Origin of the sequence: Streptomyces sp. NPDC053474 (genome assembly GCF_044544845.1) — a bacterium.
Classification (GTDB): domain Bacteria; phylum Actinomycetota; class Actinomycetes; order Streptomycetales; family Streptomycetaceae; genus Streptomyces.
The window spans coordinates 258,499-282,236 of record NZ_JBITXV010000004.1 but is presented as its reverse complement, the minus strand read 5'-3'; the positions used below and the strand labels follow the sequence as shown (position 1 = coordinate 282,236).

Genomic DNA, 23,738 nt, shown 5'->3' with positions numbered 1-23,738 from the left:
GGACCGGCCCGTTCGGCAGGGTCAGGCGACCGTCTCCTTGAGCACGTCGGCGACGGTGACCCCGGCCAGCTCGGCCTTCATCGCCTCCTCCGCGCGGTCGTACGCGCCGCGCAGGACCGGCGGGATGCCGCGCCCCACGGGGCACTTCGGATTGGGGGCGGAGGCGTGGAGGGCGAGGAGCGGGTCGGGCTCGACCGCGAGGTAGACGTCCCGGAGCGTGATCGCGCCGGGCTCGCGGGCGAGGCGCCAGCCCGCGCCCTGGCCGCGCTGCGACACCACGAGGCCCGCGTCGCGCAGACCGCCGAGCGTGCGGCGGATGACGACCGGGTTGGTGTTGACGCTGGCGGCGATCTCGTCGGACGTCACGATGCCGTCGGGCCGCTTGGGGCAGACCAGGGCCATCCACGTCAGCGCGTGCGTGGCCACGGTCATGCGGCTGTTGGCGCTCACGGGTCCTCCGGTCGCTCGGTTCGTTCGGTTCGCTCGGCCGCCCTGTCGAAACTGATTCTGTTACGACAGGGGCGTGGCTGTCCAGCCCTGTCCGTCCTCGGACGTGGTCATCCGGGGAGTGCGGGCGGCGGGTCCGACGGCCGCAGGAAGGTGACCGTGGGGTGGTCCTGGGGCGCGGTGGGTGGGGTGACCCGGGCCCGCACGCCGTAGACCTCCGCGATGAGGGGCTCGGTGATGACCTCCACCGGTGTGCCGTGCGCGTACGCCCTGCCCTCCTTCAGGACCAGGATCTCGTCGCAGAACATCGCGGCCAGGTTGAGGTCGTGCAGGGCGATCACCGTGGTGACGGGGAGGGCGGCCACCAGGGCGAGGAGGTCCAGCTGGTGGTGGATGTCCAGGTGGTTGGTGGGCTCGTCGAGGAGGAGCTCGCGGGGGGACTGGGCCAGGGCCCGGGCGAGGTGGGAGCGCTGGCGTTCGCCGCCGGAGAGGGTGTGCCAGGGCTGGCCCGCGCGGTCGGCCAGGCCCGTGCGGGCCAGGGCTTCGGCCACGGCCCGCTCGTCCTCGGCCGTCGACGGCACCCAGGCTCGGCGGTGCGGGACCCGGCCCAGGCGTACGACGTCCCGCACCGTCAGGTCGACCTGGGTGTCCGCCTGTTGCTCCACCAGGGCGAGGCGGCGGGCCACCGCGCGGCGGCCCAGGTCGCGCAGCGGCTCGCCGTCGAGGGTGACCGCCCCGGCGGTCGGGGCCAGGACGCCCGCGAGGAGGCGCAGGAGCGTGGACTTGCCTGAGCCGTTGGGGCCCAGGAGGCCGACCACCGTGCCCGGGCGCGGGGCGAGGGTGACGCCGTCGACGATGAGGCGCCCGCCCGCGGTCCGGGAGACCCGGTCCGCGCTCAGGCCCGCGCCGCCCTCCACGGGAAGGCCCGCCGAAGACTCCGCCGGAGGGCCCGCCGACGGCTCCGCCTGAGGGCCCTCCGACAGCCCTGCCGGAGCGCCTGCCGAAGACTCCGCCCGGGACTCCGCCGCGCTCATCCGACCCTCCTCGTGCGGTAGAGGACCGCCACGAACGCGGGGACGCCGATCAGCGACGTGACCACCCCGACCGGCACCTCCTGCGGGTCCAGGAGCGTACGGGCCAGGGTGTCCACCCAGATGAGGAAGACCGCGCCGGTCAGGGCCGTCACCGGCAGCAGGCGGGCGTGGCGCGGGCCGACGAGCACGCGGGCCGCGTGCGGCAGGGTCAGGCCGACGAAGCCGATGGCCCCGGCGGCGCTGACCAGGGCGGCCGTGAGCAGGGCCGTGGTGCACAGCAGGAGCAGCCGGACCCGGGTGACGTGCACGCCCAGGGCGGCCGCCGCGTCCTGGCCGAAGGCGAACGCGTCGAGGGTGTGGGCCCGGGACAGACAGATCACCAGGGCCACGGCGAGGACCGCCGCGCACACCGCCACGTCCGTCCAGTCCGCCCCGCTCAACGAGCCGAGCAGCCAGAACAGGACGCCGCGCGTCGTCTCCGCGTCGGCGGCCGTCAGGATGACGAAGGAGGTGAGGGAGGAGAAGAGCTGCATGGCCGCGACCCCGGACAGGACCACGCGGTCCGTCGTGGCGCCCAGCGCCTGGCTCAGGAGCAGCACGAAGCCGAACGCGCACAGGGCGCCGACGAAGGCCCCGCCGGAGACCGACACCGCTCCCCCGCCGACCCCGAGGACCACCACCGCCACCGCGCCCGTGGACGCCCCCGAGGACACGCCGAGCACGAAGGGGTCGGCGAGCGGATTGCGCAGCAGCGACTGGAGGACCGCGCCGCACACGGCGAGGCCCGCCCCGCAGACGCCCGCGAGCAGGGTGCGCGGCATGCGCAGGTTCCACACGATGCCGTCGCGCAGCGGGGTGAGCTCGGCCTCGCCCCAGCCGAGGTGGGCGGCCACCGCCGCCCAGACGTCCGGTACGGAGATGTCGGCCGGGCCGATGGTGCCGGCGACGGCCACCGACAGCGGCAGGGCCACCAGGCCCGCCGCCCACAGCAGCGCCGCGCGCCCGGCGCCGTGGCGTCCGCGCCGGGAGCCGCGCGTCCGCTCGCGCACGGCGGTGCTCACCGCGCCAGGCCGAACGCGCGCAGCCCCGCCGCGACTTGTTCGATGCCGTCGACCGTGCGGATCGTCGGGTTGAGGGCCTGGCCGCTGAGCAGCACGTACCGCTTCTTCTTCACGGCCGTGAGGTTCTTCGTGACGGGGTTGGACTCCAGGAACCTGATCTTTTGGCGGGCGCTCTCGGCCGACTGGGCCCTGCGGGTGAGGTCGCCGATGACGAGGACGTCCGGGTCGCGGTCGGCCACGGTCTCCCAGTTGATCTGGGGCCACTCGGCGCGCGTGTCGGCGAAGACGTTGCGGACGCCGAGGGCGCGGGTGATGACGCCGGGCGCGCCGCAGCAGCCCGCGATGTAGGGCGCCTTGGAGTCGGAGAACCAGTACAGGACGGACGCGTCGGACGACTTGAGCGTCCGCTTCGCCTTGGTGACGCGGGACTTGAGGTCGGCGACGAGGCGCTCGCCGCGGGCCTGGACGTGGAAGACCCGGGCCAGGTCGCGGATCTCGCCGTAGACGGTGTCCATGGTGAGCGTCTTGGTGCGGGTGCCGTCGCCGTCGCCGCCGTTGTCCTTGCCCGCGCAGTCGGTGGGCGAGACGTAGACGGGGACGCCGAGCTCGGTGAACTTGGCGCGGTCGGCGACGCCGCCCTTGCCGACGGTGTAGAGGAACGACGCGCTGACGAAGTCCGGCTCCTTGGAGAGGACCTTCTCCAGGGACGGGTAGCGGTCGGCGAGGCGCTCGACCTTCGCGTTCTGCTTCTTCAGGCGGGGCAGGACCGGGTCGGTCCAGGTGCCGGTGCCCGCCATGCGGTCGGCGAGGCCGAGGGAGAGCAGGATCTCCGTGGAGCCCTGGTCGAGGGAGACCGCCCGCTTCGGCGGGGCCGTGACCTCGGCCTTCTCGCCGCAGGAGGTGACGGTCACCGGGTAGCCGGGGGCCTTGGCCCCCTCGTCCTGCCGCTTCGCCGAGCCGCCGCCGCAGGCGGTGAGCAGGAGCAGGCCGCCCGCCGCGAGCAGCGCGGTCAGGCGCGCCCCCGGACCGGAGCGGGCACCGGGGGCGGTGGTGCGGGGACGGGCGGCCGCGCGGGGTGCGCGAGGGGCGTAAGGAGGCACAGGACTTCCCGGGTCTCATGGCTCATGCGCGGAGCCTGGTCGGCGAAACCCCGCCGCCCGGCGCGCGGTCGGCGGTGCCAGCAGGTCTTCGGACTCGGGTTCGTCCGGGCGGGGCCGCCTTCCCGGATGTCGGTGACATCCAGTGGCCGCTGGTCCCGCCCGTCCCCCTCACCGCTGCGCGTCAGTTCCGGATTCCCACCGGATTCCCTGGCCCGGGTGCGGGCGCGACTGGCGTGCGCAAGCTATCACCCCGCCGCGGGCCGTAAGGACGTCACCCCTGCTCGGGGCGGGGTTCGCCGCGGTAGGTGCCGAAGGACCACTTGTTGCCCTCCGGGTCGGCGACGGCGAACTCGCGGCTGCCGTACGGCTGGTCCTCGATCGCGCGGATGACCGTCACGCCCGCCTCCTTGAGGCGGGCGTAGAGGGCGTCGACGTGGTCGGTGACGACGTACGCGCCGAACGTCCCCGGCTTGAGGCACCACTCGGCCGACTCCGGGTCGTACGAGCCGAGCATGACGCCGCCGCCCTCGGGCCAGTCGAGCTGGGCGTGGGCGACGCGGCCGCCGTCCTCGTAGACGGCGGTGCGCAGGAAGCCGACGGTGGTGACGAGGAAGTCGATGAGGGCGGGGGCGTCGTGGGCCTGGAAGGTGGGCCAGACGTCCGGGGTGCGCGGGGTCGGGGAAGTGTGGCCGTTCTGTACCGCTTCGTTGGTTTTCATGGCCCTCAGTCTTCGCCGTCGCGGTGTCCCCCGGCTTGGATATTCCGGCACTCCTCGGCCAGCCAGGCGCTCGGGCTCACGCCTGTGTACTGGCGGAAGTCGCGCACCAGGTGAGAGTGGTCGTAGTAGCCGCAGTCGGCGGCGACGCGGGCGAGGTCGGCGGGCGCGCCCGCGACGACCGCGCGCACGACCCGCGCCTTCGCGTGCTGGAAGCGCAGCAGGCGGGCGGCCTGCTTGGGCGTCACGCCGGTCTCGGCGCGGAACAGGGCCGTCAGGCGGCGCTCGCTGAGCGCGACGTGCGCGGCCAGGCCCCGCAGGGTGCCCGCGCCCCGGTGCCGGGCGAGCCACGCCCAGGCCTCGGCGACCTCGGGGCGCACCGGCGCACGGCGCCCGGCGTCGGCGGCGCGGCGCGCCAAGTAGGCGTTGAGGCAGGCGAACCGCTCGTCCCAGCCGTCGGCCTCGCACAGCCGCTCGCGGACGTCGGCGGCGATCCGGCCGAGGACGTCCGTGCCGTCGGTGACGAGCCGCCCGGTCAGCTCGGCGGCCGGGAGGCCGAGGAGCGAGCGGGCCGCGAGCGGGTGCACGGCGAGCTGGATGCCCGCCTGGTGCTCGGGCTGCACGACGTACGCCGGGCTCTGGTGCAGGCCGCCCACGACGATGTCGGTGCGCTCGGCGCCGGGCCCGGTGGCCTGCTCCGCGGTGGCGCCGGTGACGACGGGCCCGTCCAGCGAGAAGATCAGCGTCAGATACGGCGACGGCAGGCCGCGGTGCAGGCCCGGCGCCTCGCCGCTCGTGCGGTAGCCCACGGCGGACACGACCTTGCCGCCCTGCTCGGGCGGGAGCGGGGCGCGGACGAACTCGCGGCGGGCGGTGTCCATGCGTCCATTGTGACCGTACGAGGGGTCCGGGCGCGGGCCCTCACCTACCCGCTCCTCCGCGTCCCATGCCCGCCACGCACGGTGACATCGATCATGGGAATCGCCACGGCACGCTCGTAGCATGTCCCGCCGCTCCGCACGGGGCGGCGCATCTCTCCCGAGGATCCGAGGAACGGACACCATGGCTGTACGAGTACGCGGCGGAGCACAGGGCAGGGGCAGGCGGGCGGCCCTCGGGCTCGCGGGGGCGCTCGCGGCGGCGGTGTTCGCGGGCGGCGTGCTGTGGCCGGGCGCGGGCACGGCCGACGCGCGCCCGGCCGACGCGCCCGTCCGGCTCGCCCACTGGCCGAAGCCGGTGGCCGCCGAACTCGGCGAGGTCATCGCCAAGAACGCCCACAAGGGCGCGTACGCCGTCTTCGACGCGGACAACACGACGTACCGCAACGACCTGGAGGAGGCGCTGCTTCCGTTCCTGGAGATGAAGGGCGTCCTGACCCGGAAGGCGATGGACCCGTCCCTGAAGGTCATCCCGTTCAAGGACACGGCCACGCACAAGGAGAGCCTCTACAGCTACTACAACCGCCTCTGCGAGGTCGACGACCAGGTCTGCTCCCTGGGCCGCGCAGATCTTCTCCGGCTTCACGCTGAAGACGCTCAAGGGGTACGTCGACGAACTGCTCGCGTACGACAGGCCGATCCCGGCGACGTACTACGAGAACGGCAAGGTGACGCGGACCGAGGTCCACCGCCCCGAGTTCTCCCCCGGCATGCGGGAGCTGTACCGGGCGCTGCGCGCGCACGGGATCGAGGTGTACGTGGTGAGCGCCGCGAGCGAGGACCTGGTGCGGATGGTGCTCGCCGACCCCACGTACGGGTACGGGGTGAAGCCGCGCAACGTCATCGGCGTCGGCCTCCAGCTCAAGGACCCGAGGACGGGCCGCGTCACCAGCTCCCGCAAGGAGATCGCCGAGGGCCGCTTCGGGCCGAGGGACCGGGCGCGGCTCGCCCGCTATGAGCTGACGCCGCACCTGTGGGCGCCGCTGACCTGGTACCAGGGCAAGCCCGCGGCGATCTCCACGTACATCGACGAGTGGAAGAAGCCCGTCCTCGTGGCCGGGGACACGCCGTCGAGCGACGGGCCGATGCTCTTCCACTCGGTGGACGTGGCGAACGGGGGCGTGCGCGTGTGGGTCGACCGCAAGGACAGCTACATGAAGCAGCTCGACGCGATGAAGCGGAAGAACGCCGCGCGTCAGCGGGGGTTGGGGCTGCCCGTGACCGCGGACAAGCGGTGGCTCACTGTTACGCCGGAGCAGATTGGCTGAGCGTTGCGCTGCCGGTGGAGAACTGCGGGCCGTCGGTGGCTGGTCGCGCCCACGCGGCGGAGCCGCACATCGGCACAGCCCCGCGCCCCTTTGGGGCGCTCACCTCAGGCGGTTGAACGTCGCCTCGATCGTCCCGCGGTCCGCGCCGTTCGCGAGGAGGGCGTGGAGCAGCAGGCGGGCCTTGGGTGCGTCCAGGGAGCCCGCGGAGATCAGGCCGCGGGACAGCAGGTCGGTCTCGGAGCCGGGGCCGCGGTAGGTCTCGCTGAGGAGCGGGCCCGCGCCGGTGCGCGAGGCGAGGACGACGGGCATCCGGGCGGCGCGGGCCGCGAGCGGTTCGACCAGCCACTGGGGTGCGTGGCCCGCGCCGAAGGCCGCCACGACCAGGCCGTCGAAGCAGTCGTCCACCGCGTCCAGGAGCTCGCCGCCGTCGCCGAGGGAGAGGGTCAGGAGGGCCACGCGGACGGTGGTGCCGAGCCGCAGCGGACGCTCCACGGTGGGCTCCTGGGGCCGCAGCAGGATCCGCGGCACGCCCTCCACCACGCGGCCGAGCGGGCCCGCGCCGGGCGAGACGAAGGTGGTGAGCGAGGTGGTGTGCGCCTTGCGCGCGTGCCGGGCCGCGTGGATCTCGTCGGCGAGGACGACGAGGACGCCGAGGCCCCGGCAGTGGGGGTCGGCGGCGACGGCGAGCGCGGCGGCGAGGTTCGCCGGGCCGTCCGGGCCCGGCAGGTCGGGGCGGCGCATCGCGCCGGTGACCACGATCGGGGCGCGCGGCGCGCACACCACGTCGAGCAGGAAGGCCGTCTCCTCCAGGGTGTCGGTGCCCTGGACGACCACGACGCCGTGGCCCGCGGCGGTGGCCTCGTCCACGCGCTCCGCGAGGTCGGCCAGGTCCTCCAGGGTGAGGGAGGAGCCCGGGAGCCTGCGGACGTCGTGCAGCTCCGTCTTGACGCCGTCGGGGACGGGGACGGTGGCGAGGGTCTGGGAGCCGGTGAGGCGTGCGGAGCCGCCGCCGGACTGGGCGGAGATGGTGCCGCCGAGGGTGAAGACGCTGACGGTTGTGGTCATGCCGGACGCTCTCCCCGGGCCCGCACAGGCCCGAAACCAGGAGGCGTGGTTGCCCGCGTCACAGGGGAAGGCCCGGGCGGCGAGGCCCTTCAGTACGCCGTGGTCGCGGTGAGGACCCCGGCCTCGATCGCGCTGGTCAGCGCCTTGTGGTCGGTCGCGTTCTGGGCGACGTAGCGTACGGCGAAGGCCGCGACGGCCCGGTCGAAGGTGTCGGCGGAGCCCAGGTAGGCGGCGATGGCCACGCGGTCGCCGGAGCGGGCGTGGGCGCGGGCGAGGGCGGTGCCGCAGAGGCGGGCGTAGGCGAGGAGTTCGGCGGGTTCGAGGGCGGCGAGGTCCACGGAGCCCTTCATGTCGCGGAGCTGGCGCCAGTAGTAGGCGCGGCCCTGCGGGCCCGTCATCCAGCCGAGGAAGATGTCGCCCGCGGCCTGGAGCAGGCGCTGGCCCGCGACGACGCGGTGGCCCGGGTGGAGGTAGGGGCCGGTGGGCAGATGCTCTTCGAGGACGGACCGCACGGCCTCCTTGATCTGGAGGAACAGCGGGTCCTCGGCGTCCCGGCCGGTCAGCAGCACGATGAAGCAGCGGGTGCCGACGCTGCCGACGCCGACGACCTTGCGGGCGGCGTCGACGAAGCGGTAGCGGTCGAGCAGGAGGCGGCGCTCCTCGGCGAGGGTCGAGCGGTAGTCGCCGAAGATCTTGCGCAGGGCGGCCATGTCGGGGGCGCCCGCCGGCTCAAGGAGGGGCGGGTCGTGGACGATGCGGCGGCGGCCGTCGACGACCTCGGTGAGTCTGCCGAGGGCCTGGAGGCTGGTGCGGCGGCGGGCGTGCGCGAGGCGGGCCGCGGCGCGCTCGCGCTGGCGGGCGGAGTCCAGGAGGCGCGGCAGGTCGGCGGTGTCGACGCTGGCATACCAGACGTCCAGCTCGCCCTTGCGGGCCAGGCGCCGGATGCCGGTGCGGTAGGCGGTGACGGCGGCGAGGGCCGCGTCGTGGGCCCCGTCCTCGCTCCCGCCCATCTCGCGGGCGGCCACGGCGACGCTGGCGGCGAGGCGTTTGACGTCCCATTCGAAGGGGCCGGGGTACGTCTCGTCGAAGTCGTTCAGATCGAACAGGAGGCGGCGCTCGGGCGAGGCGAACACGCCGAAGTTCAGCAGGTGCGCGTCGCCGCAGAGCTGCACGGTGAGGCCGGTGTGGCGCTGGGCGGCGAGGTCGCCCGCCATCACGGCGGCGGCTCCGCGCAGGAAGGCGAACGGGGACGCGGCCATGCGTCCGTAGCGGATCGGGAGGAGCTCCTGCACGCGGTCGGCGGCCTGCCGCTCCAGGACGGCCACCGGGTCGGGCCGGTCCGCCGAGGGGATCCAGCTCCCGTGCGAGGACCGGGAGGCCCGTTTGCGGGCGGCCTTGCCCCGCTCCGCGCGCTCGGCCGCGGTGGTCATGGGCGGTCCCCTTTCGGCGGGGCGGGCCCGGGGTGCTCGCGGGGCACCCCGGGCCCGCCCCTCGTCCCGTGGTCAGGGGCTCTCCCCTCGCGTCCCCGTCTGTCGCAGCCAACGCCGGAGCGCGCGGGCGCGCATGTCGGGTCCGCCGATCGGGTGACGCCGGGCCCCGGCGATGATCCGCGTCAGCGGTTGTAGCGCATGAAGGCGCGCACCATGTGGCACGTCGTGTCGGACGGGGGGTGGATGCCCACCGTTTCGGCCATCGTGCGTATCCGTACGTTGCTCGCCTGGTTCGGCACCCAGACGCCCGCGTCGAGCAGGGCGATGGCCAGGCGCATGGCCTTGAGGCGGCGGTTGTGCGTGATGTACCACTCGCGGGGGCGGCCGGGCGGCAGGGGGTGCTTCTCCATCGGGACGTACGGCACGTCGAGCAGCGGCTGCTGGCCCTGGCACGGGGTGCGGGACGCTCGGGACGGGGTGCGGTTGCGGGAGCGGGCGGTCGGCTTGGCGGGCAGGGACGGGACTGCGGCAGCGGGCACGGACATCCTCCTGTCGCGGTTCGGGAACCCTCGCGGGCCCCTTCGAACATTGCTTCCATTCTACGTGGCGGCACTGACAACGGCCCGTGCCCACAGAGGCAATCCCCGCTGGCCAGACGGGGTTTGAGGGGGCGTGGGGCGGATGGTTCGGGGGTAGCGTGTGCGGCATGGAGATCTGGATCAACCCCGCCTGTTCGAAGTGCCGCAGCGCCCTGACGCTGCTCGACGCGGAGGGCGCCGACTACACGGTGCGCCGCTATCTGGAGGACGTGCCCACCGCAGACGAGATCCGCGACGTGCTCGGCAGGCTCGGCCTCGAACCCTGGGACATCACCCGCACCCAGGAGGCCGCCGCCAAGGAGCTCGACCTGAAGGACCGGGCCCGCTGGCCGCGCGACGACTCCGGCCGCGAGGCGTGGATCGAGGCCCTCGCCGCCCACCCCAAGCTCATTCAGCGGCCGATCATCACCGCGGACGACGGCACGGCGGTGGTGGCCCGCACGGAGGAGGCGGTGCGGGACGCGCTCGGCCGCTAGCCGCCCGACCGAGCGACAAGAGCGGGCAAATCTTTACAAACCCCTGCGCATCCGTACGTAGGGTGGAGCACTCCCCCCGGGCCGGACCGGCGGCGCGGGACGAGTGAAGGGAGCGGCCCGTGCAGAGCTGGCTCGCCGGGGGCGTCTACGGCACGGTGCTCGCGAGCGCGCTGCTCGCCGCCCTGCAGTCCGAGGGCGAGCGCTTCACGCCGTACTACGACGCCGCCTGGGTCATGGTCACCGCGGGCACGGCGGCGCTCGCCCACGGCTACGCCCACCACATGGCCACGCACGAGCCGGGCAGCGGCGGCCACCGCTGGCGCCAGCTCGGCTGGGCGCTCGCCGACGAGTGGCCGGTGGTCATCGCCTGCTGGCCGACCGTCGCGCTCCTCGTCCTCGCCGGGATCATGGACTGGCCCGAGCGGAGCGTCACGTACACGGGGCTCGGCCTGAACGCGGCGCTGCTCTTCGGCTGGGGCACCTTCGCCGCGCTGCGCTCGGGCTACCGCAGGCGTTCGGCCGTGCTCATCGGCGTCGCCGACGCGGCGATCGGCCTGCTGATCGCGGCGGCCAACGCGGTGATCAAGTAGCGCGGCACCGGCCCCGCGGGGTGAGCCGCACCACTCCCGCCCCAGGTAACACGGGGTTCACATACGGGCAACGGACGGGAAATCGCGTGTTGACACGCTGCCGTCATCGCACGGCCCGCAGCACCCGCACGACTGCGCCGTACCACGTGTTCTAAGGATGAGGCCCGTGACCTTCAAGGCTGAGTACATCTGGATCGACGGCACCGAGCCGACCGCCAAGCTCCGTTCCAAGACCAAGATCCTCACCGCTGACGCACAGGGCGCCGAGCTCCCCCTCTGGGGCTTCGACGGCTCGTCCACGAACCAGGCGGAGGGCCACGCCTCCGACCGCGTCCTGAAGCCGGTCTTCTCCTGCCCGGACCCGATCCGCGGCGGCGCCGACATCCTGGTCCTGTGCGAGGTCCTGAACACGGACATGACGCCGCACCCCTCCAACACGCGGGCGCTGCTCGCCGAGGTCGAGGAGCGGTTCGCGGCGCAGGAGCCGATCTTCGGCATCGAGCAGGAGTACACCTTCTTCGAGGGCGACCGCCCGCTCGGCTTCCCCGTCGGCGGCTTCCCCGCCGCACAGGGCGGCTACTACTGCGGCGTCGGCTCGGACGAGATCTTCGGCCGTGACATCGTCGAGGCCCACCTGGAGAACTGCCTCAAGGCCGGTCTCGGCATCTCCGGCATCAACGCCGAGGTCATGCCCGGCCAGTGGGAGTTCCAGGTCGGCCCGCTGTCCCCGCTCGAGGTCTCCGACCAGCTGTGGGTGGCCCGCTGGCTGCTCTACCGCACCGCCGAGGACTTCAAGGTCTCCGCGACCCTCGACCCCAAGCCGGTCAAGGGCGACTGGAACGGCGCGGGCGCGCACACCAACTTCTCCACCAGGGCCATGCGCGAGGGCTACGCCGCGATCATCACCGCGTGCGAGTCGCTCGGCGAGGGCTCCAAGCCGATGGACCACGTCAAGAACTACGGCGCGGGCATCGACGACCGCCTCACCGGCCTGCACGAGACCGCCCCGTGGAACGAGTACTCGTACGGCGTCTCCGACCGCGGCGCCTCGGTCCGCATCCCGTGGCAGGTCGAGAAGGACGGCAAGGGCTACATCGAGGACCGCCGCCCGAACGCGAACGTCGACCCGTACGTGGTGACGCGACTGCTCGTCGACACCTGCTGCGCGGCCCTGGAGAAGGCCGGTCAGGTCTGACCCGTTCCGTACGTTGTGCCGGTTTTCGACAGGGGCGCCCACCGCCGTGGTGGGCGCCCCTTTCGTGCTGCTCAACGCCCCTTGTGAGGGGCGCCACTTCAGGCCATCCAGATGCCAAGACGGCGTATCAACGTACGAGAAGGGGTCCGCCGGACCCGTTCCCATCTGCTTCAATGGGGCCATGGGCAGCTTCCAGAACACCGCGACGGGTCATCATGACCTTGAGCCCTTCTGGCCTTCCCGGCAGCACCACGACTTCGACCGGGTGTGTTGCCGCGCGCTGAACGCGCGGGCCCTCTAAAGCCGTTCCCCCGGCCTCCGGCCTGACGCGCACGACGTACGTCCTCGACGACTCCTTAGCGCGAAAGAGCTGACTCATGGCGAACTCCCGTACCTTCACCGCCGCCAACGCCGCCACCGCCACCCGTCCCGCCGTGCCCTCGGCGCGCGGACGGCTGCGGGCCGTCGCCCCCGACGAGGTGGCGCGGATCTCCGACCTCGCCGACTTCTCCGGCTTCCTGCCGCCCGGCGCGACGCTCCTGCCCGCGCCGCAGCACACCCTGCCCACGCTGCCGGGCCAGCCGCCGATGATCGGCTATCTGGTCCTGCTGCCCGCCGGGCAGGAGCACCTCGCGGCCGTCGCGGCCGAGCCCGAACAGGCCGCGGGGGCGAGCGGCGAGGGGCCCGTGCGGATCGATGCCGCGCGGCGCTCCGCGCACGTCGACGGGCGCCATCTGGACCTCACGTATCTGGAGTTCGAGCTGCTCGCGCACCTCGTCGCGCACCCGCACCGGGTGCACACGCGCGACCAGCTGGTGACGACCGTGTGGGGCTACGGCCACGTCGGCGACGGGCGGACCGTCGACGTCCACATCGCCCGGCTGCGGCGCAAGCTCGGCGCCGAGCACCGCAGGACGATCCAGACGGTCCGGCGCGTGGGCTACAAGTACGCGCCGCCGACGGCGGGCTGACCCGCCCGTTCTCCTGTCGGCAGAATCCGGTTCCCGCGGGCCGGTCCTGGCGGGCAGAGTTCGGATCATGAGGATCCTGATGCTCGGTGGTACGGAATTCGTGGGGCGGGCCGTCACGGAGGCCGCGCTCGCGCGCGGCTGGGACGTGACGGTCTGCCACCGCGGTCGGCACCCGGCGCCCACCGGGGCGCGGGCGGTCACCGTCGACCGCGCGGCGCCCGACGGGCTCGCCGCCCTCGCCGCCGACGGCGGCACCTGGGACGCGGTCGTCGACACCTGGTCGGGGGCGCCGCGGGCCGTGCGGGACGCCGCGCGGCTGCTCGCGGGGCGCGCCGGGCGGTACGTGTACGTGTCCAGCGGCTCGGTGTACCGCTACCCCGGCGAGGCGGGCTCGGACGAGTCGTTCCCCGTCGTGGACGGCGACCCGGACGCGGACGCGGTGGCGTACGCCGAGGACAAGCGGGGCGGTGAGCTCGCCGCCGACGCCGCCTTCGGGCCCGAGCGGACGCTGCTCGTGCGGGCCGGGCTCATCCTCGGCCCCTACGAGAACATCGGGCGCCTCCCCTGGTGGCTGAACCGCGTCGCGCGGGGAGGTCCCGTGCTCGCGCCGGGGCCACGGACGGCGGGCATCCAGTACATCGACGTACGGGACCTCGCCCAGTGGACGCTCGACGCGGTGGCGGCCGGGCTTCACGGGCCCTACAACCTCGTGTGCCCCCAGGGCCACGCCACGATGGGGGACCTCCTGGAGGCCTGCGTGGACGTGGCCGGGGGACCCGGTGCCGAGCTGCGGTGGACGGCGCCGGAGGCCGTGCTCGCCGCGGGGATCGAGCCGTGGTCGGAGCTGCCGGTGTGGCTGCCGCCGGGCGAGCTGTACGACACGATGCACGACACGAGCGCGGCCAAGGCCGGGGCGCGCTGCCGCCCCCTGGCCTCGACCGTGGCCGACACCTGGACCTGGCTCCGGGCGCTCGGCGGGGTGGCCCCGCGGCGCCCGGACCGCCCGGCGGTGGGCCTCTCCCCGGCGAAGGAGGCGAAGGCCCTGGCATAGCGCTGCCCGGGGCGCCTGGCGAAGGCCCTTACGCCGGGACCCTGACCCGGGCCGGGGCCTCCGCCGGGCTCTCGCCGTGGGAGACCCGCGGGAGCCAGCGCAGACCCCGGGGGGTGTGCCAGTTGCGCTCGCCGAGCAGGGTCATGAGGGACGGCAGCAGGATCATGCGGACCACCGTGGCATCGAGAAGGACGGCGACCCCGAGCCCCACGCCCATCTGCTGCATGTCCTGCATGGACAGCATGCCGAACACCGCGAACACGGCCACCATGATCACCGCGGCCCCGGTCACGGCCCCTGCGGTCCGCGAGATGCCCTCGCGGATCGCGGCCCGGTTGTCGAGCCCCTGGTCGCGGGCCTCACGGATCCGGGAGACCACGAACACGTGGTAGTCCATCGACAGGCCGAAGAGGACGACCAGCACGAACAGCGGCATCCAGCTCTCGATGGCGCCGGCCTTCTCCGAGCCGATGAGCGAGGCGCCCCAGCCGTGCTGGAAGACGGCCGTCATCACGCCGTAGGCCGCGCCCACGGAGAGCAGGTTCAGGGCGATCGAGGTCACCGCGATGACCACCGAGCGGAAGCTGAGGAGCATCAGCAGGAAGGTGACGGCGGCGATGAAGAGGAAGACCGGCACGATGCCCTTGCCGAGCTGGTCGCTGAAGTCCTGCGACCCGGCCAGCTCCCCGCCGACATAGGCCTGGAGGCCGTCGGCCCGGGTGTCGGCGCGGAAGTCCCGTACGTCCGTTCCGAGGTCGTCCAGGGCCTTCTTCGCGGCCGCGTCGCTGCCGGTGCCCGGCAGCGGCACCTCGATCTCGGCCACGTTCGCGGCCTTGTGCAGCGTCAGTTCGGCGCCCTCGCCCGCCTTCGCGGTGAGCGCGCGCAGGCCGTCGCGGACCGGCGCGGCCCCGATGTCGTCGGCGCGCACGACGACGCGGGCGGGCGCGGGGCCGCCGGGGAACTCGTCGGTGATCTCCTGGTACGCCACGGAGAGCCGCGCGTCCGAGCCGAACTGCTTCTCCAGGCCGAGCTGTTCGGTCTTCATGCCGAGCGCGGGCGCGGCCAGCGCGAGCAGCAGCCCGGCCGAGGCGACGGCGAAGACCTTGGGCCGGGCGAGGACCGGCTTCACCAGGGTCCCGGCGAGCGTGCCGCCGGCGTGGCCGCCCTTCTTGGCGCGGCGGTTGAGGAAGGGGATGCGCCCGGCGTCGATGCGGTCGCCGAGCCAGGAGAGCAGCGCGGGCAGGACGGTCACGGAGCCGAGCATCGCCACGCACACCACCAGGATCGTGGCGACGGCGAAGCCCTTGAAGAGCAGCAGGCCCGACAGGAACATGCCCGCCATGGCCACCATCACGGTGAGCCCGGAGACGAGGACCGCGCGCCCGCTGGTCGCGGCGGCGATCCGCAGGGCGGTCTCGGCGTCGTGGCCCGCGGCCCGCTCGTCGCGCTCGCGCCGCAGGTAGAACAGGCAGTAGTCGACGCCGACGGCGAGGCCCATCAGGAACATCACGGAGTACGTGGTCTCGGCCATGTGCACCGCGTGGCTGGCGAGCCCGAGCAGCCCGAAGGCGGCGACGCAGGCCGTCAGCGCGAGCCCGACGGGGAGCAGCGCGGCGACGACCGCGCCGAAGGCGACCAGGAGGATGGCGAGCGCGAGCGGCACCGCCATGAACTCGGCCTTCTTCAGGTCGTCGGCGAGCAGGTCCTTGAGGAACTTCTCGGAGCTGGCGTCGCCGAACTGGTGGACGGCGATCCCGTGCGCCGCGCCCGCCTCCCTGGCCCGGTCGACGGCGTCGAGCACCGGGTCGACGCGGTCGGCGGCCTGGTCGGACTCGCCCTTGAGCGCGAAGCGCAGGAGCGCGTCCTTGCCGTCCTTCGAGGGCAGCGGCGGCTGCACCCGCGTCGTCGCGCCCGTCTTCTCGATCGCCGCCGCGAGGTCCGCGGCGGCCTCCCGCCAGCCGTCGGCGGTGCGCGCGCTGACCATCACCAGCTCGGCCGCGGGCTCGTCGATGTCCGCGTCCTTGAGGATCTTCGCGGCCCGCGCGGAGTCGCCGGTGCCCATCTCGTCGTCGTCCGCCGTGACGGTGCCCGTGGCGCCGCCGACGACGGTGGCGAGCACCACGAAGAGCAGCCAGCCGAGGATCGCCTTCTTGCGGTGGTGCGCGCTCCACACCCCGAGTCGTGCCGCGAGGTTCAGCCTCTTGGCGCTCATGACCTTCGCCCCCATTGGTAAGCGTGAGTTAAGCGATTTGACGGGGATCACGCTAGGAACGGGCGGCGCCCGGCCCCAGCCGCCGAGCCCCCCTCTCGGGGAAGCACAGGGCGAGGCCGGGGGGTGTCGTCAGGTACACCCCCGTTCTGGGGGCGGAACCGAATGACCCGGACCGCCCCGACCAGGGAAACTGTCCTCGTGCCCGGTGGTCGCACGTACGCCGGGACACACCCGGCCACGACCGGACGGGGCCAGCTAAGGAGAGGGAGACCATGAAGACGTCGAGGGTGCGCGAGAGCCTGCTCGCGGGAGCGCGCGGCCTGTACATGACGGTCCTCTCGCTGGTCGGATCGATCACGCTCTTCGTGCTCTCGGTGGTGTCGATCGTGCTGATCCCGCTCGGGATCGGCGTGTTCACCACCCCGCTGGTCCTGACCGCCGTCCGCGCGTACGCGACGCTGCACCGCGGGCACGCCGGGGAGTGGGCGGGCGTGCCGATTCCGGTCCCCTACCGGCAGGAGCCCGCGCGCCCTGCCCGCGGCGTGGTCGGGCAGGTGGAACGGTGCGGCCGGATGCTCAAGGACCCGGCGACCTGGCGGGACCTGCAGTGGCTCCTGGTGAACATGACCTTCGGCGTCGTCCCGGCGATCCTCCCGCCCGCCCTGGTCCTTTACATGGCGTACGGCTGGGTCCTCGCCTGCGGCGTCTGGAAGCCGATCTACGACGCGGGCGGCGGCGAGTGGTTCGCCTTCATCCACGTCACCTCGCAGAACGCCGCGTTCGCCGCCGCCGCGCTCGGCACCGCCTTCTTCGCCTTGAGCCTGTACGTCAATCCGCCGCTGCTGCGGGCCCACTTCCAGCTCTCGCGCACCCTGCTCGCGCCGACGGCCACCATGCGGGAGCGGGAGCTGGCGCGGCGCGTGGACCGCCTGGAGGAGACCCGGCACGACGCCGTGGACAGCTCCGCCGCCGAGCTGCGCCGCATCGAGCGCGATCTGCACGACGGCGCGCAGGCCCGCCTGGTCGCCATGGGCATGGACCTCGGCACCATCGAGGCCATCGTGGAGAAGAACCCGGCCAAGGCCAAGGAGATGATCGCCAAGGCGCGGCAGAACTCCGGCGAGGCGCTCACCGAGCTGCGCGACCTGGTGCGCGGCATCCACCCGCCGGTCCTGGCCGAGCGCGGCCTCGGCGACGCGGTGCGGGCCCTCGCGCTGCGCCTGCCGGTGGCGACGGACGTGGACGTGGAGCTGGCGGGCCGGGCGGACGCCTCGGTGGAGGCGGCGGCGTACTTCGCGGTGAGCGAGGTCCTGACGAACGCGGTCAAGTACGCCCAGGCGGAGCGGATCTGGGTGGACGTCCACCACGCGGACGGCATGCTCCGCATCGCGGTCACCGACAACGGCAAGGGCGGGGCGAGCATCGGCGCGGGAACCGGCCTGAGCGGCATCGAACGGCGGCTCGGTACATTCGACGGCATACTCGCCGTCAGCAGCCCCGTTGGCGGCCCGACCATGGTGACCATGGAGATCCCTTGCGAGTTGTCCTAGCCGAAGACCTCTTCCTGCTGCGCGACGGCCTGGTGCGGATGCTGGAGGCGTTCGACTTCGAGATCGCGGCCGCCGTGGAGACCGGTCCCGAGCTGACCAAGGCCCTGGCGGAGCTTGAGCCGGACGTCGCCGTCGTCGACGTCCGGCTGCCGCCGTCGCACACCGACGAGGGGCTCCAGTGCGCCCTCGCCGCGCGCCGCGCCCGCCCGGGCCTGCCGGTCCTCGTCCTCTCCCAGCACGTGGAGCAGCTGTACGCGCGCGAGCTGCTCGCCGACGGCACCGGCGGCGTCGGATACCTCCTCAAGGACCGGGTGTTCGACGCCGAGCAGTTCATCGACGCGGTGCGCCGGGTCGCGGCGGGCGGCACCGCGATGGACCCGACGGTCATCCAGCAGCTCCTGTCGCGGCGCTCGGCGAACGAGCCGCTCGGCGCGCTGACCCCGCGCGAGCGCGAGGTCCTGGAGCTGATGGCGCAGGGCAGGTCCAACGCCGCGATCGCCGCGCAGCTCGTGGTGACGGAGCGGGCCATCGCCAAGCACACCTCCAACATCTTCGCGAAACTCGACCTTCCGGTCTCGGACGACGACAACCGCCGCGTCCTCGCGGTCCTCGCCTTCCTCGATCAGGGCCGCTGATCAACTGCCGTTGGCCGTACGGGATTTACCCGCTCCGCGTTGAACACGGCGGGCGCCTGATGCGTACGTCATCCCATGGGACGCACCACACGACGCACGTCACGAAAACGATCAAAGCTGGCCGGGCGGGCGATCGCCGCGTCGGCGGCGCTCATCCTGGGCGGCGGCGGACTCGTCGCGGTGAACGTCTACGCGAACGCCGAGGAGAGTCCGCCGCCGCAGGCGCAGGACGGCGGAGTCCGGGCCACCACCATCAGCTGCCCGGACGTGGGCAACCAGCTGCCGGAGGTCCCCGACGACGCGCGCGCCGACGTCGACCGCGAACTCGCCGCCCTGGACAGCCAGCTCACCCAGGCGTACGCGCGCTTCGCCGAGGCCCAGAACCCCGAGGACCAGAGCGCGGTCCTCGATCCGCTGGAGGAGCAGCGGCGGCCGACCCTCGACACCATCCGCGCGGCGATCGACCGCAGCGGCAAGGCCCCCGAGAACCTCGACAGCATGGCACCGTGCACCATGCGCGCCGACGACGACGGGCCGCCACCGGGAGGCCCGGGCCAAGACCAGGACCAGGGGCCGGGCCAGGACCAAGGCCAGGGCCAGGGCCAGGGCCAGGCGGGCAACGGCCCCGAGGCCGGGGACTTCGTCGACATCACCTCCGTACGGCCCAACGTCCAAAAGCCCCGCAACCAGCCCGGCGCGTCACGCGGCACCTTCACCACGCGCTGCGGCACGAACGAGAACGGCAAGTTCAACCCGGACAACGTCATCGTGGCGCCCGGCGTGAGCAACGGCGCCCACCACATGCACGACTACGTCGGCAACCAGGAGACCGACGCCTTCTCCAGCGACCAGGAACTCGCCGGGGGCCGCACCAGCTGCCGCAACCAGGGCGACAAGTCGACGTACTACTGGCCCGTCCTGCGGCTCCAGAACGGCAACGACGAGGACGACTCCGGCGCGGACGGCGGCGGCCGGGACAAGAACGTCGGCGAGATCCAGACGCCGGACCAGGTCACGCTGAAGTTCGTCGGCAGCCCCGTCGGCAAGGTCACCGCGATGCCGCGGTTCCTGCGCGTCATCACCGGCGACGCCAAGGCGTTCACCAACGGCGACGCGAACGCCAACGCGTCCTGGAGCTGCACCGGATTCGAGAACCGCCAGCTCAAGGACAAGTATCCGATCTGCCCCGAGGGCAGCGAGGTGGTCCGCACCTTCCGCTTCCAGAGCTGCTGGGACGGCCGGAACACCGACAGCGCCAACCACCGCACGCACGTGGCGTTCGCCGACCCGCGCAGCGGCCGCTGCCCCCGGGGCTTCCGCGCCGTGCCGCAGCTCGTGCAGCGCATCGTCTACGACGTACCGCCGGGCCCCGGCTTCGCCGTGGACTCCTTCCCCGAGCAGCTCCACAAGCCCGTCACCGACCACGGTGACTTCATCAACGTGTTCGACCAGCGGCTGATGCGACGGGTCGCCCAGTGCATCAACGACAACCGCCGCTGCAGCTAGCCCCCTCCCGACAGCTGCGCGGTCAGCTCGTGCGGTGACCGGAGCGCCCTTCGTGCCCAGGGCGAGTGTCCTCGATCCCCCCACCACCGCCACTCTCCGACGAGTGGTGCGAGGACTCCTCCACCGTCCCGCCGAGGTGGCCGCGCAGCGCCCTGAGCACGCCCGGCTCGCCCACCGCGACCCACTTGCGGCCCACGAGGTAGCTGCCGCCGTAGTCCTTGGCCTGGTTGAGCCACTCGCGCTCGCCCCGGTCGGTGGCGAAGGTCGCGAGCACGAAGCGGCCGTCCCCGTTGCGGCAGTTCGCCTGGCGCAGCTCCGCCGCGTCCGTCTGGACGTCGGGCGCGCACTCGGCCTTCGCCGCGAGCTGCTCCAGGGTGCCGGTGGCCGCGGGCCGGGCAGGCCCGGCCCCGGATCCCCCGCCGTCTCCCACGATCCCGGTGGCGATCACCAGGCCGATCGTGGTGGCCGAAACGGCCCCGGCCGCCCACACCATGCTCCTCATCCGCCGCTCCCGTCTCATCAGGTGATGTGAACGCGCCGTGTCCGTGCGTTCCGTCGCGCCCCGCAGGCCGCCCGGATACCGTGCGCCGCAGCCATCGACGCAGGGGGTACACATGTACGAGCCATCGCGACGCTCCGTCCTCGGCACCGCGGGCGCCCTCGGCCTCACCGGCCTGGGCACCGCCCTTCCGGCCTTCCCGGCCCGCGCGGCCGAGGGGCCCGTCCGGGGCCCGGCCTTCGATACGGACGCGGCGCGCGCCGTGCTCAATCGTCGACTCCCGCACCACGCGGACCAGTTCCGCCTCAGACTCGTCCCGGCGCGCGGCGGCCGGGACCGCTTCCGCGTGACCGGGACGACGGGGCGCGTCGAGGTGTCGGGCACCACGCCCGCCGTGCTGCTCACCGGAGTCCACTGGTACCTGAAGTACGTGTGCGGCGCGCACCTCGCCTGGAACGGCGGCCAGCTCAACCTGCCACGCCGGCTCCCCGCGCCCGCGCGCCCGCTCACTCGGTCCACCGCGCTCCCCCACCGGTTCGCGCTCAACGACACCAACGACGGCTACACCGCCCCGTACGCCGACTGGCCGTACTGGGAGCGCATGATCGACCTCCTCGCCCTGCACGGCTGCAACGAGGTCTTCGTCATCGCGGGCACCGAGGCCGTCTACCACCGCCTCCTGAAGGACTTCCAGTACACCGACGCCGAGTCCCGCGCCTGGCTGCCCGCGCCCTCGCACCAGCCCTGGTGGCTGCTGCAGAACCTGTCCGGCTACGGCGGCCCGCTCTCGCCCGAGCTCATCGCGCGCCGCGCGGAGCTCGGCCGCCGGATCGTGGACCGGCTGCGCGAACTGGGCATGGCGCCGGTCCTGCCCGGCTACTACGGACACGTCCCCGACGGCTTCGTCACCCGCAACGGCGGCGACGCCCGGGTCGTGCCGCAGGGCACCTGGCACGGCTTCAAGCGGCCCGACTGGCTCGACCCGCGCACCGACGCGTTCGCGCGGGTCGCCGCGGCCTTCTACCGCCACCAGCGCGATCTGTTCGGCGCGGCCGGGCACTTCAAGATGGACCTGCTGCACGAGGGCGGCACCGCGGGCGACGTGCCCGTGCCGGACGCCGCGCGCGGCGTGGAGAAGGCCCTGCGCACCGCGCACCCGGACGCGACCTGGGTGATCCTCGGCTGGCAGGAGAACCCGCTGCCCGAGCTGCTCGACGCCATCGACAAGAAGAAGATGCTCATCGTCGACGGCGTCTCCGACCGCTACGCCAGCGTCACGGACCGCGAGAAGGACTGGGGCGGCACGCCCTACTGCTTCGGCACCATCCCGAACTTCGGCGGGCGCACCACCATCGGCGCCCGCGCGCACGTCTGGCAGGAGAAATTCTTCGCCTGGCGCGACAAGCCGGACAGCGCGCTCGTCGGCACCGCCTATCTGCCGGAGGCCACCGACCGCGACCCGGCCGCCTTCGCCCTCTTCTCCGAACTGGCCTGGCGCGACGCCGAGGTGGACCGCGCCGCGTGGTTCTCCTCCTACGCCGACTTCCGCTACGGCGGGCACGACCGCGCCGCGCGGTCCGCCTGGCGCGCCCTGCACGACACCGCGTACCAGCACACGGCGGTGGAGCGCAGCGACCCGCACGACTCGCTGTTCGCCGCCCGCCCCGACCTGGCCGCGAACCGCGCCGCCGAGTACGCGCCGCGCGCCCTCACCTACGACCCCGCCCGCTTCGACGCGGCCCTCGCGGGCCTGCTCGGCGTCGCACCCCGGCTGCGCCGCAGCACCGCGTACAAGTACGACGTGGTGGACGTGGCCCGCCAGGCCCTCGCCCACCGCAGCCGCCAGCTCCTGCCCCAGCTCAGAGCCGCCTATCTGCGCAAGGACCAGGACACCTTCCGGGCCCTGTCCACACTGTGGCTGCGCCTGATGCTGCTCGCGGACGACGTGACCGGAGCGCACGAGGCCTTCCTGCTCGGGCCGTGGCTCGACGACGCGCGGCGGCTCGCCACCAACGACACCGAGCGCGCCGAGTTCGAGCGCACCGCGCGGGTCCTCATCACCGTGTGGGGCGACCGCCCCACCTCCGAGGGCGGCAATCTGCACGACTACGGCAACCGCGAGTGGCACGGCCTGCTGCGCGACTTCTACACGCCGCGCTGGCAGCGGTGGCTTGACGAGCTCGCCGACGCGCTCGCGGCCGGGCGCCCGCCTAAGGCGGTCGACTGGTTCGGCTCGTTCGAGGAGCCGTGGACGCGCCGCCGCGACGACCATCCGCTGCGGCCGGTCACGGACGCATACCGTACGGCCTCGCGGGTACGGGACACACTCGCCCGCGCGCCCTACCAGGGCTCCCTGGAAGTCACCGCCGAGCCGCCCGCGTTCCCGCCCGGCGGCGGCGCCCGCGTCGAGGCCCGCTTCCGCAACGTCAACGGGCTGCGCGCCACCGGCCGCGTCGACTTCGCCCTCACCGGCATCGACGCCGCGCCCGACGGGCCGACGTCGCTGCCCCGCGTGCCCGCCGGGGGCTCCGGCACGGTCGCCTGGCGCGCCCACGCCCCCGACACGCCCCTCGACCGGCCGCTTCGGCCCCTGCCGTACACGATCGCCGTGGAGTACGGGCCCCGGGGCGAGCCACGGGTGCGGACGGTCCACGAAGGCACCCTCTTCGAAGCCGGGCCGCTCGGCCCCGACTGGCGGACCTACACCAACAACGCCGCCGTCTTCGGCGAGCTCGACGGGCGGTACGCCATCGACGGCGCCGGGGCCGATCTGTGGCGCGGCACCGCGGAGTTCGGCACGCTCTTCAGGCCGGGGGCGCTGCGAGACGGGGTCTCCGTGACCGTGCGCGTCGACTCCCAGGCGGCCACGGGGCCCTGGGCCCGGGCGGGCCTAGTCGCCCGCAACTCCCTGTCCACCCCCGGCTCCCCGGGCTTCCTGAACCTGGCCGTCACGCCCGCCAACGGCGTCGTCCTCTCCTACGACACGACCGGCGACGGCACCCTGGACACGTACCGGCGCGTCACCGGGGTGAAGGCGCCGGTGCTGCTGCGCCTGACCCGGGCGGGGGGCGCCTTCACGGGGGAGCTGTCCACGGACGACGGGGGCTCCTGGCGGGTGGTGGCCACGGTGTCCCTGCCCGGGGTGGCCGCCGCTCAGGACGTGGGCCTCTTCATGACCGCGACCAACGGCGGCACGGGGGCCCGGGGCCCCGTTCAGTTCAGCGCCTGGCACTTGGCCTGATGCTTCCTGGGGGCTCCGCCCCCAGACCCCCGCTCCTCAAACGCCGGAGAGGCTGAAATCCCTGCCGCAACCGGCGACAGTTTTAGCCCGTCCGGCGTTTGAGGACGAGGCGCGAAGCGCCAAAAAAAGGGGGGAGCACGGGGGCCGCAGCCCCC

The 23,738-nt window shown here is 73.5% G+C and carries 21 protein-coding genes and 1 riboswitch; of the genes, 10 read left to right on the top strand and 11 right to left on the bottom strand.

The genetic code is table 11. The annotated features are described in order from the left end of the window. Positions 1-21 precede the first annotated feature (21 nt). From ACIG3E_RS11155 to ACIG3E_RS11130, 6 genes are all read right to left on the bottom strand, one after another. Positions 22-450, bottom strand: coding sequence for an Rrf2 family transcriptional regulator (locus ACIG3E_RS11155; RefSeq protein WP_399614089.1), 429 nt, complete (start codon positions 448-450; stop codon positions 22-24). A 107-nt stretch (positions 451-557) separates the two neighbouring features. After that, positions 558-1,481: an ABC transporter ATP-binding protein gene (locus tag ACIG3E_RS11150; RefSeq protein WP_399614087.1), complete on the bottom strand. Its 924-nt coding sequence runs from the start codon at positions 1,479-1,481 to the stop codon at positions 558-560. Beyond that, positions 1,478-2,542 carry a FecCD family ABC transporter permease gene (locus ACIG3E_RS11145; RefSeq protein WP_399614084.1) on the bottom strand — a complete coding sequence of 355 codons (1,065 nt, stop codon included), beginning with the start codon at positions 2,540-2,542 and terminating at the stop codon, positions 1,478-1,480. Before ACIG3E_RS11145 ends, ACIG3E_RS11150 begins: the two co-directional genes overlap by 4 nt. Further along, positions 2,539-3,555, bottom strand: coding sequence for an ABC transporter substrate-binding protein (locus ACIG3E_RS11140; protein WP_399614821.1), 1,017 nt, complete (start codon positions 3,553-3,555; stop codon positions 2,539-2,541). The genes ACIG3E_RS11145 and ACIG3E_RS11140 overlap by 4 nt, the downstream gene beginning before the upstream one ends. A 148-nt stretch (positions 3,556-3,703) precedes the next feature. Beyond that, a riboswitch (cobalamin riboswitch) is annotated at positions 3,704-3,890 on the bottom strand. A gap of 23 nt (positions 3,891-3,913) precedes the next feature. Continuing rightward, positions 3,914-4,360, bottom strand: coding sequence for a VOC family protein (locus ACIG3E_RS11135; protein ID WP_399614082.1), 447 nt, complete (start codon positions 4,358-4,360; stop codon positions 3,914-3,916). Positions 4,361-4,365: 5 nt separating this feature from the next. After that, entirely contained in the window at positions 4,366-5,238 is an 873-nt protein-coding gene (locus tag ACIG3E_RS11130) for a helix-turn-helix domain-containing protein (RefSeq protein WP_399614081.1), read from the bottom strand. A 626-nt stretch (positions 5,239-5,864) separates the two neighbouring features. Here ACIG3E_RS11130 and ACIG3E_RS11125 point away from each other — a divergent pair. Continuing rightward, positions 5,865-6,563, top strand: coding sequence for a hypothetical protein (locus tag ACIG3E_RS11125; RefSeq protein ID WP_399614819.1), 699 nt, complete (start codon positions 5,865-5,867; stop codon positions 6,561-6,563). Positions 6,564-6,662: 99 nt separating this feature from the next. Here ACIG3E_RS11125 and ACIG3E_RS11120 read toward each other — a convergent pair whose 3' ends face one another. The 3 genes from ACIG3E_RS11120 to ACIG3E_RS11110 all read right to left on the bottom strand — a co-directional run bounded on the left by ACIG3E_RS11120 (position 6,663) and on the right by ACIG3E_RS11110 (position 9,597). Then, positions 6,663-7,628 carry an asparaginase gene (locus ACIG3E_RS11120; RefSeq protein ID WP_399614079.1) on the bottom strand — a complete coding sequence of 322 codons (966 nt, stop codon included), beginning with the start codon at positions 7,626-7,628 and terminating at the stop codon, positions 6,663-6,665. 89 nt (positions 7,629-7,717) lie between these two features. Next, positions 7,718-9,058, bottom strand: coding sequence for a DUF2252 domain-containing protein (locus ACIG3E_RS11115; protein WP_399614077.1), 1,341 nt, complete (start codon positions 9,056-9,058; stop codon positions 7,718-7,720). A 182-nt stretch (positions 9,059-9,240) separates the two neighbouring features. Beyond that, positions 9,241-9,597, bottom strand: a complete 357-nt coding sequence (locus tag ACIG3E_RS11110) for a hypothetical protein (protein ID WP_399614075.1) — start codon at positions 9,595-9,597, stop codon at positions 9,241-9,243. 167 nt (positions 9,598-9,764) lie between these two features. Here ACIG3E_RS11110 and ACIG3E_RS11105 point away from each other — a divergent pair, with 167 nt between their 5' ends. The 5 genes from ACIG3E_RS11105 to ACIG3E_RS11085 all read left to right on the top strand — a co-directional run bounded on the left by ACIG3E_RS11105 (position 9,765) and on the right by ACIG3E_RS11085 (position 13,940). After that, complete coding sequence (locus ACIG3E_RS11105; RefSeq protein ID WP_138959355.1) at positions 9,765-10,133, top strand: arsenate reductase family protein; 369 nt, start codon at positions 9,765-9,767, stop codon at positions 10,131-10,133. Positions 10,134-10,252: 119 nt separating this feature from the next. Beyond that, the gene (locus ACIG3E_RS11100) at positions 10,253-10,723 is read left to right on the top strand and encodes a hypothetical protein (RefSeq protein ID WP_399614072.1); all 471 of its coding nucleotides are present in this window, start codon (positions 10,253-10,255) and stop codon (positions 10,721-10,723) included. A 166-nt stretch (positions 10,724-10,889) separates the two neighbouring features. Then, on the top strand, positions 10,890-11,918 hold the full coding sequence (gene glnII / locus ACIG3E_RS11095) for a glutamine synthetase (protein ID WP_399614070.1): 1,029 nt from the start codon (positions 10,890-10,892) through the stop codon (positions 11,916-11,918). Positions 11,919-12,295: 377 nt separating this feature from the next. Next, the gene (locus ACIG3E_RS11090; RefSeq protein WP_399614068.1) at positions 12,296-12,889 is read left to right on the top strand and encodes a winged helix-turn-helix domain-containing protein; all 594 of its coding nucleotides are present in this window, start codon (positions 12,296-12,298) and stop codon (positions 12,887-12,889) included. A gap of 67 nt (positions 12,890-12,956) precedes the next feature. Further along, the gene (locus ACIG3E_RS11085) at positions 12,957-13,940 is read left to right on the top strand and encodes an NAD-dependent epimerase/dehydratase family protein (protein WP_399614066.1); all 984 of its coding nucleotides are present in this window, start codon (positions 12,957-12,959) and stop codon (positions 13,938-13,940) included. 28 nt (positions 13,941-13,968) lie between these two features. On the opposite strand, the gene ACIG3E_RS11080 is transcribed toward ACIG3E_RS11085, so the two are convergent. After that, the gene (locus ACIG3E_RS11080) at positions 13,969-16,152 is read right to left on the bottom strand and encodes an MMPL family transporter (RefSeq protein WP_399614063.1); all 2,184 of its coding nucleotides are present in this window, start codon (positions 16,150-16,152) and stop codon (positions 13,969-13,971) included. A 272-nt stretch (positions 16,153-16,424) separates the two neighbouring features. Between ACIG3E_RS11080 and ACIG3E_RS11075 the strand changes: the two genes are divergently transcribed. The 3 genes from ACIG3E_RS11075 to ACIG3E_RS11065 all read left to right on the top strand — a co-directional run bounded on the left by ACIG3E_RS11075 (position 16,425) and on the right by ACIG3E_RS11065 (position 19,843). Then, positions 16,425-17,702, top strand: coding sequence for a sensor histidine kinase (locus ACIG3E_RS11075; RefSeq protein WP_399614061.1), 1,278 nt, complete (start codon positions 16,425-16,427; stop codon positions 17,700-17,702). Continuing rightward, positions 17,687-18,337 (top strand): LuxR C-terminal-related transcriptional regulator, encoded by a 651-nt coding sequence (locus ACIG3E_RS11070; RefSeq protein WP_399614059.1) that lies wholly within the window; start codon positions 17,687-17,689, stop codon positions 18,335-18,337. The genes ACIG3E_RS11075 and ACIG3E_RS11070 overlap by 16 nt, the downstream gene beginning before the upstream one ends. Positions 18,338-18,412: 75 nt before the next feature. Continuing rightward, positions 18,413-19,843, top strand: a complete 1,431-nt coding sequence (locus ACIG3E_RS11065) for a DUF1996 domain-containing protein (protein ID WP_399614057.1) — start codon at positions 18,413-18,415, stop codon at positions 19,841-19,843. A gap of 22 nt (positions 19,844-19,865) precedes the next feature. Here the strand turns inward: ACIG3E_RS11065 and ACIG3E_RS11060 are convergent, their stop codons facing one another. Then, the gene (locus tag ACIG3E_RS11060) at positions 19,866-20,345 is read right to left on the bottom strand and encodes a hypothetical protein (RefSeq protein ID WP_399614055.1); all 480 of its coding nucleotides are present in this window, start codon (positions 20,343-20,345) and stop codon (positions 19,866-19,868) included. Between the two features lie 112 nt (positions 20,346-20,457). Between ACIG3E_RS11060 and ACIG3E_RS11055 the strand changes: the two genes are divergently transcribed. Continuing rightward, positions 20,458-23,583, top strand: a complete 3,126-nt coding sequence (locus ACIG3E_RS11055; RefSeq protein WP_399614053.1) for an alpha-N-acetylglucosaminidase — start codon at positions 20,458-20,460, stop codon at positions 23,581-23,583. Positions 23,584-23,738: the final 155 nt, after the last annotated feature.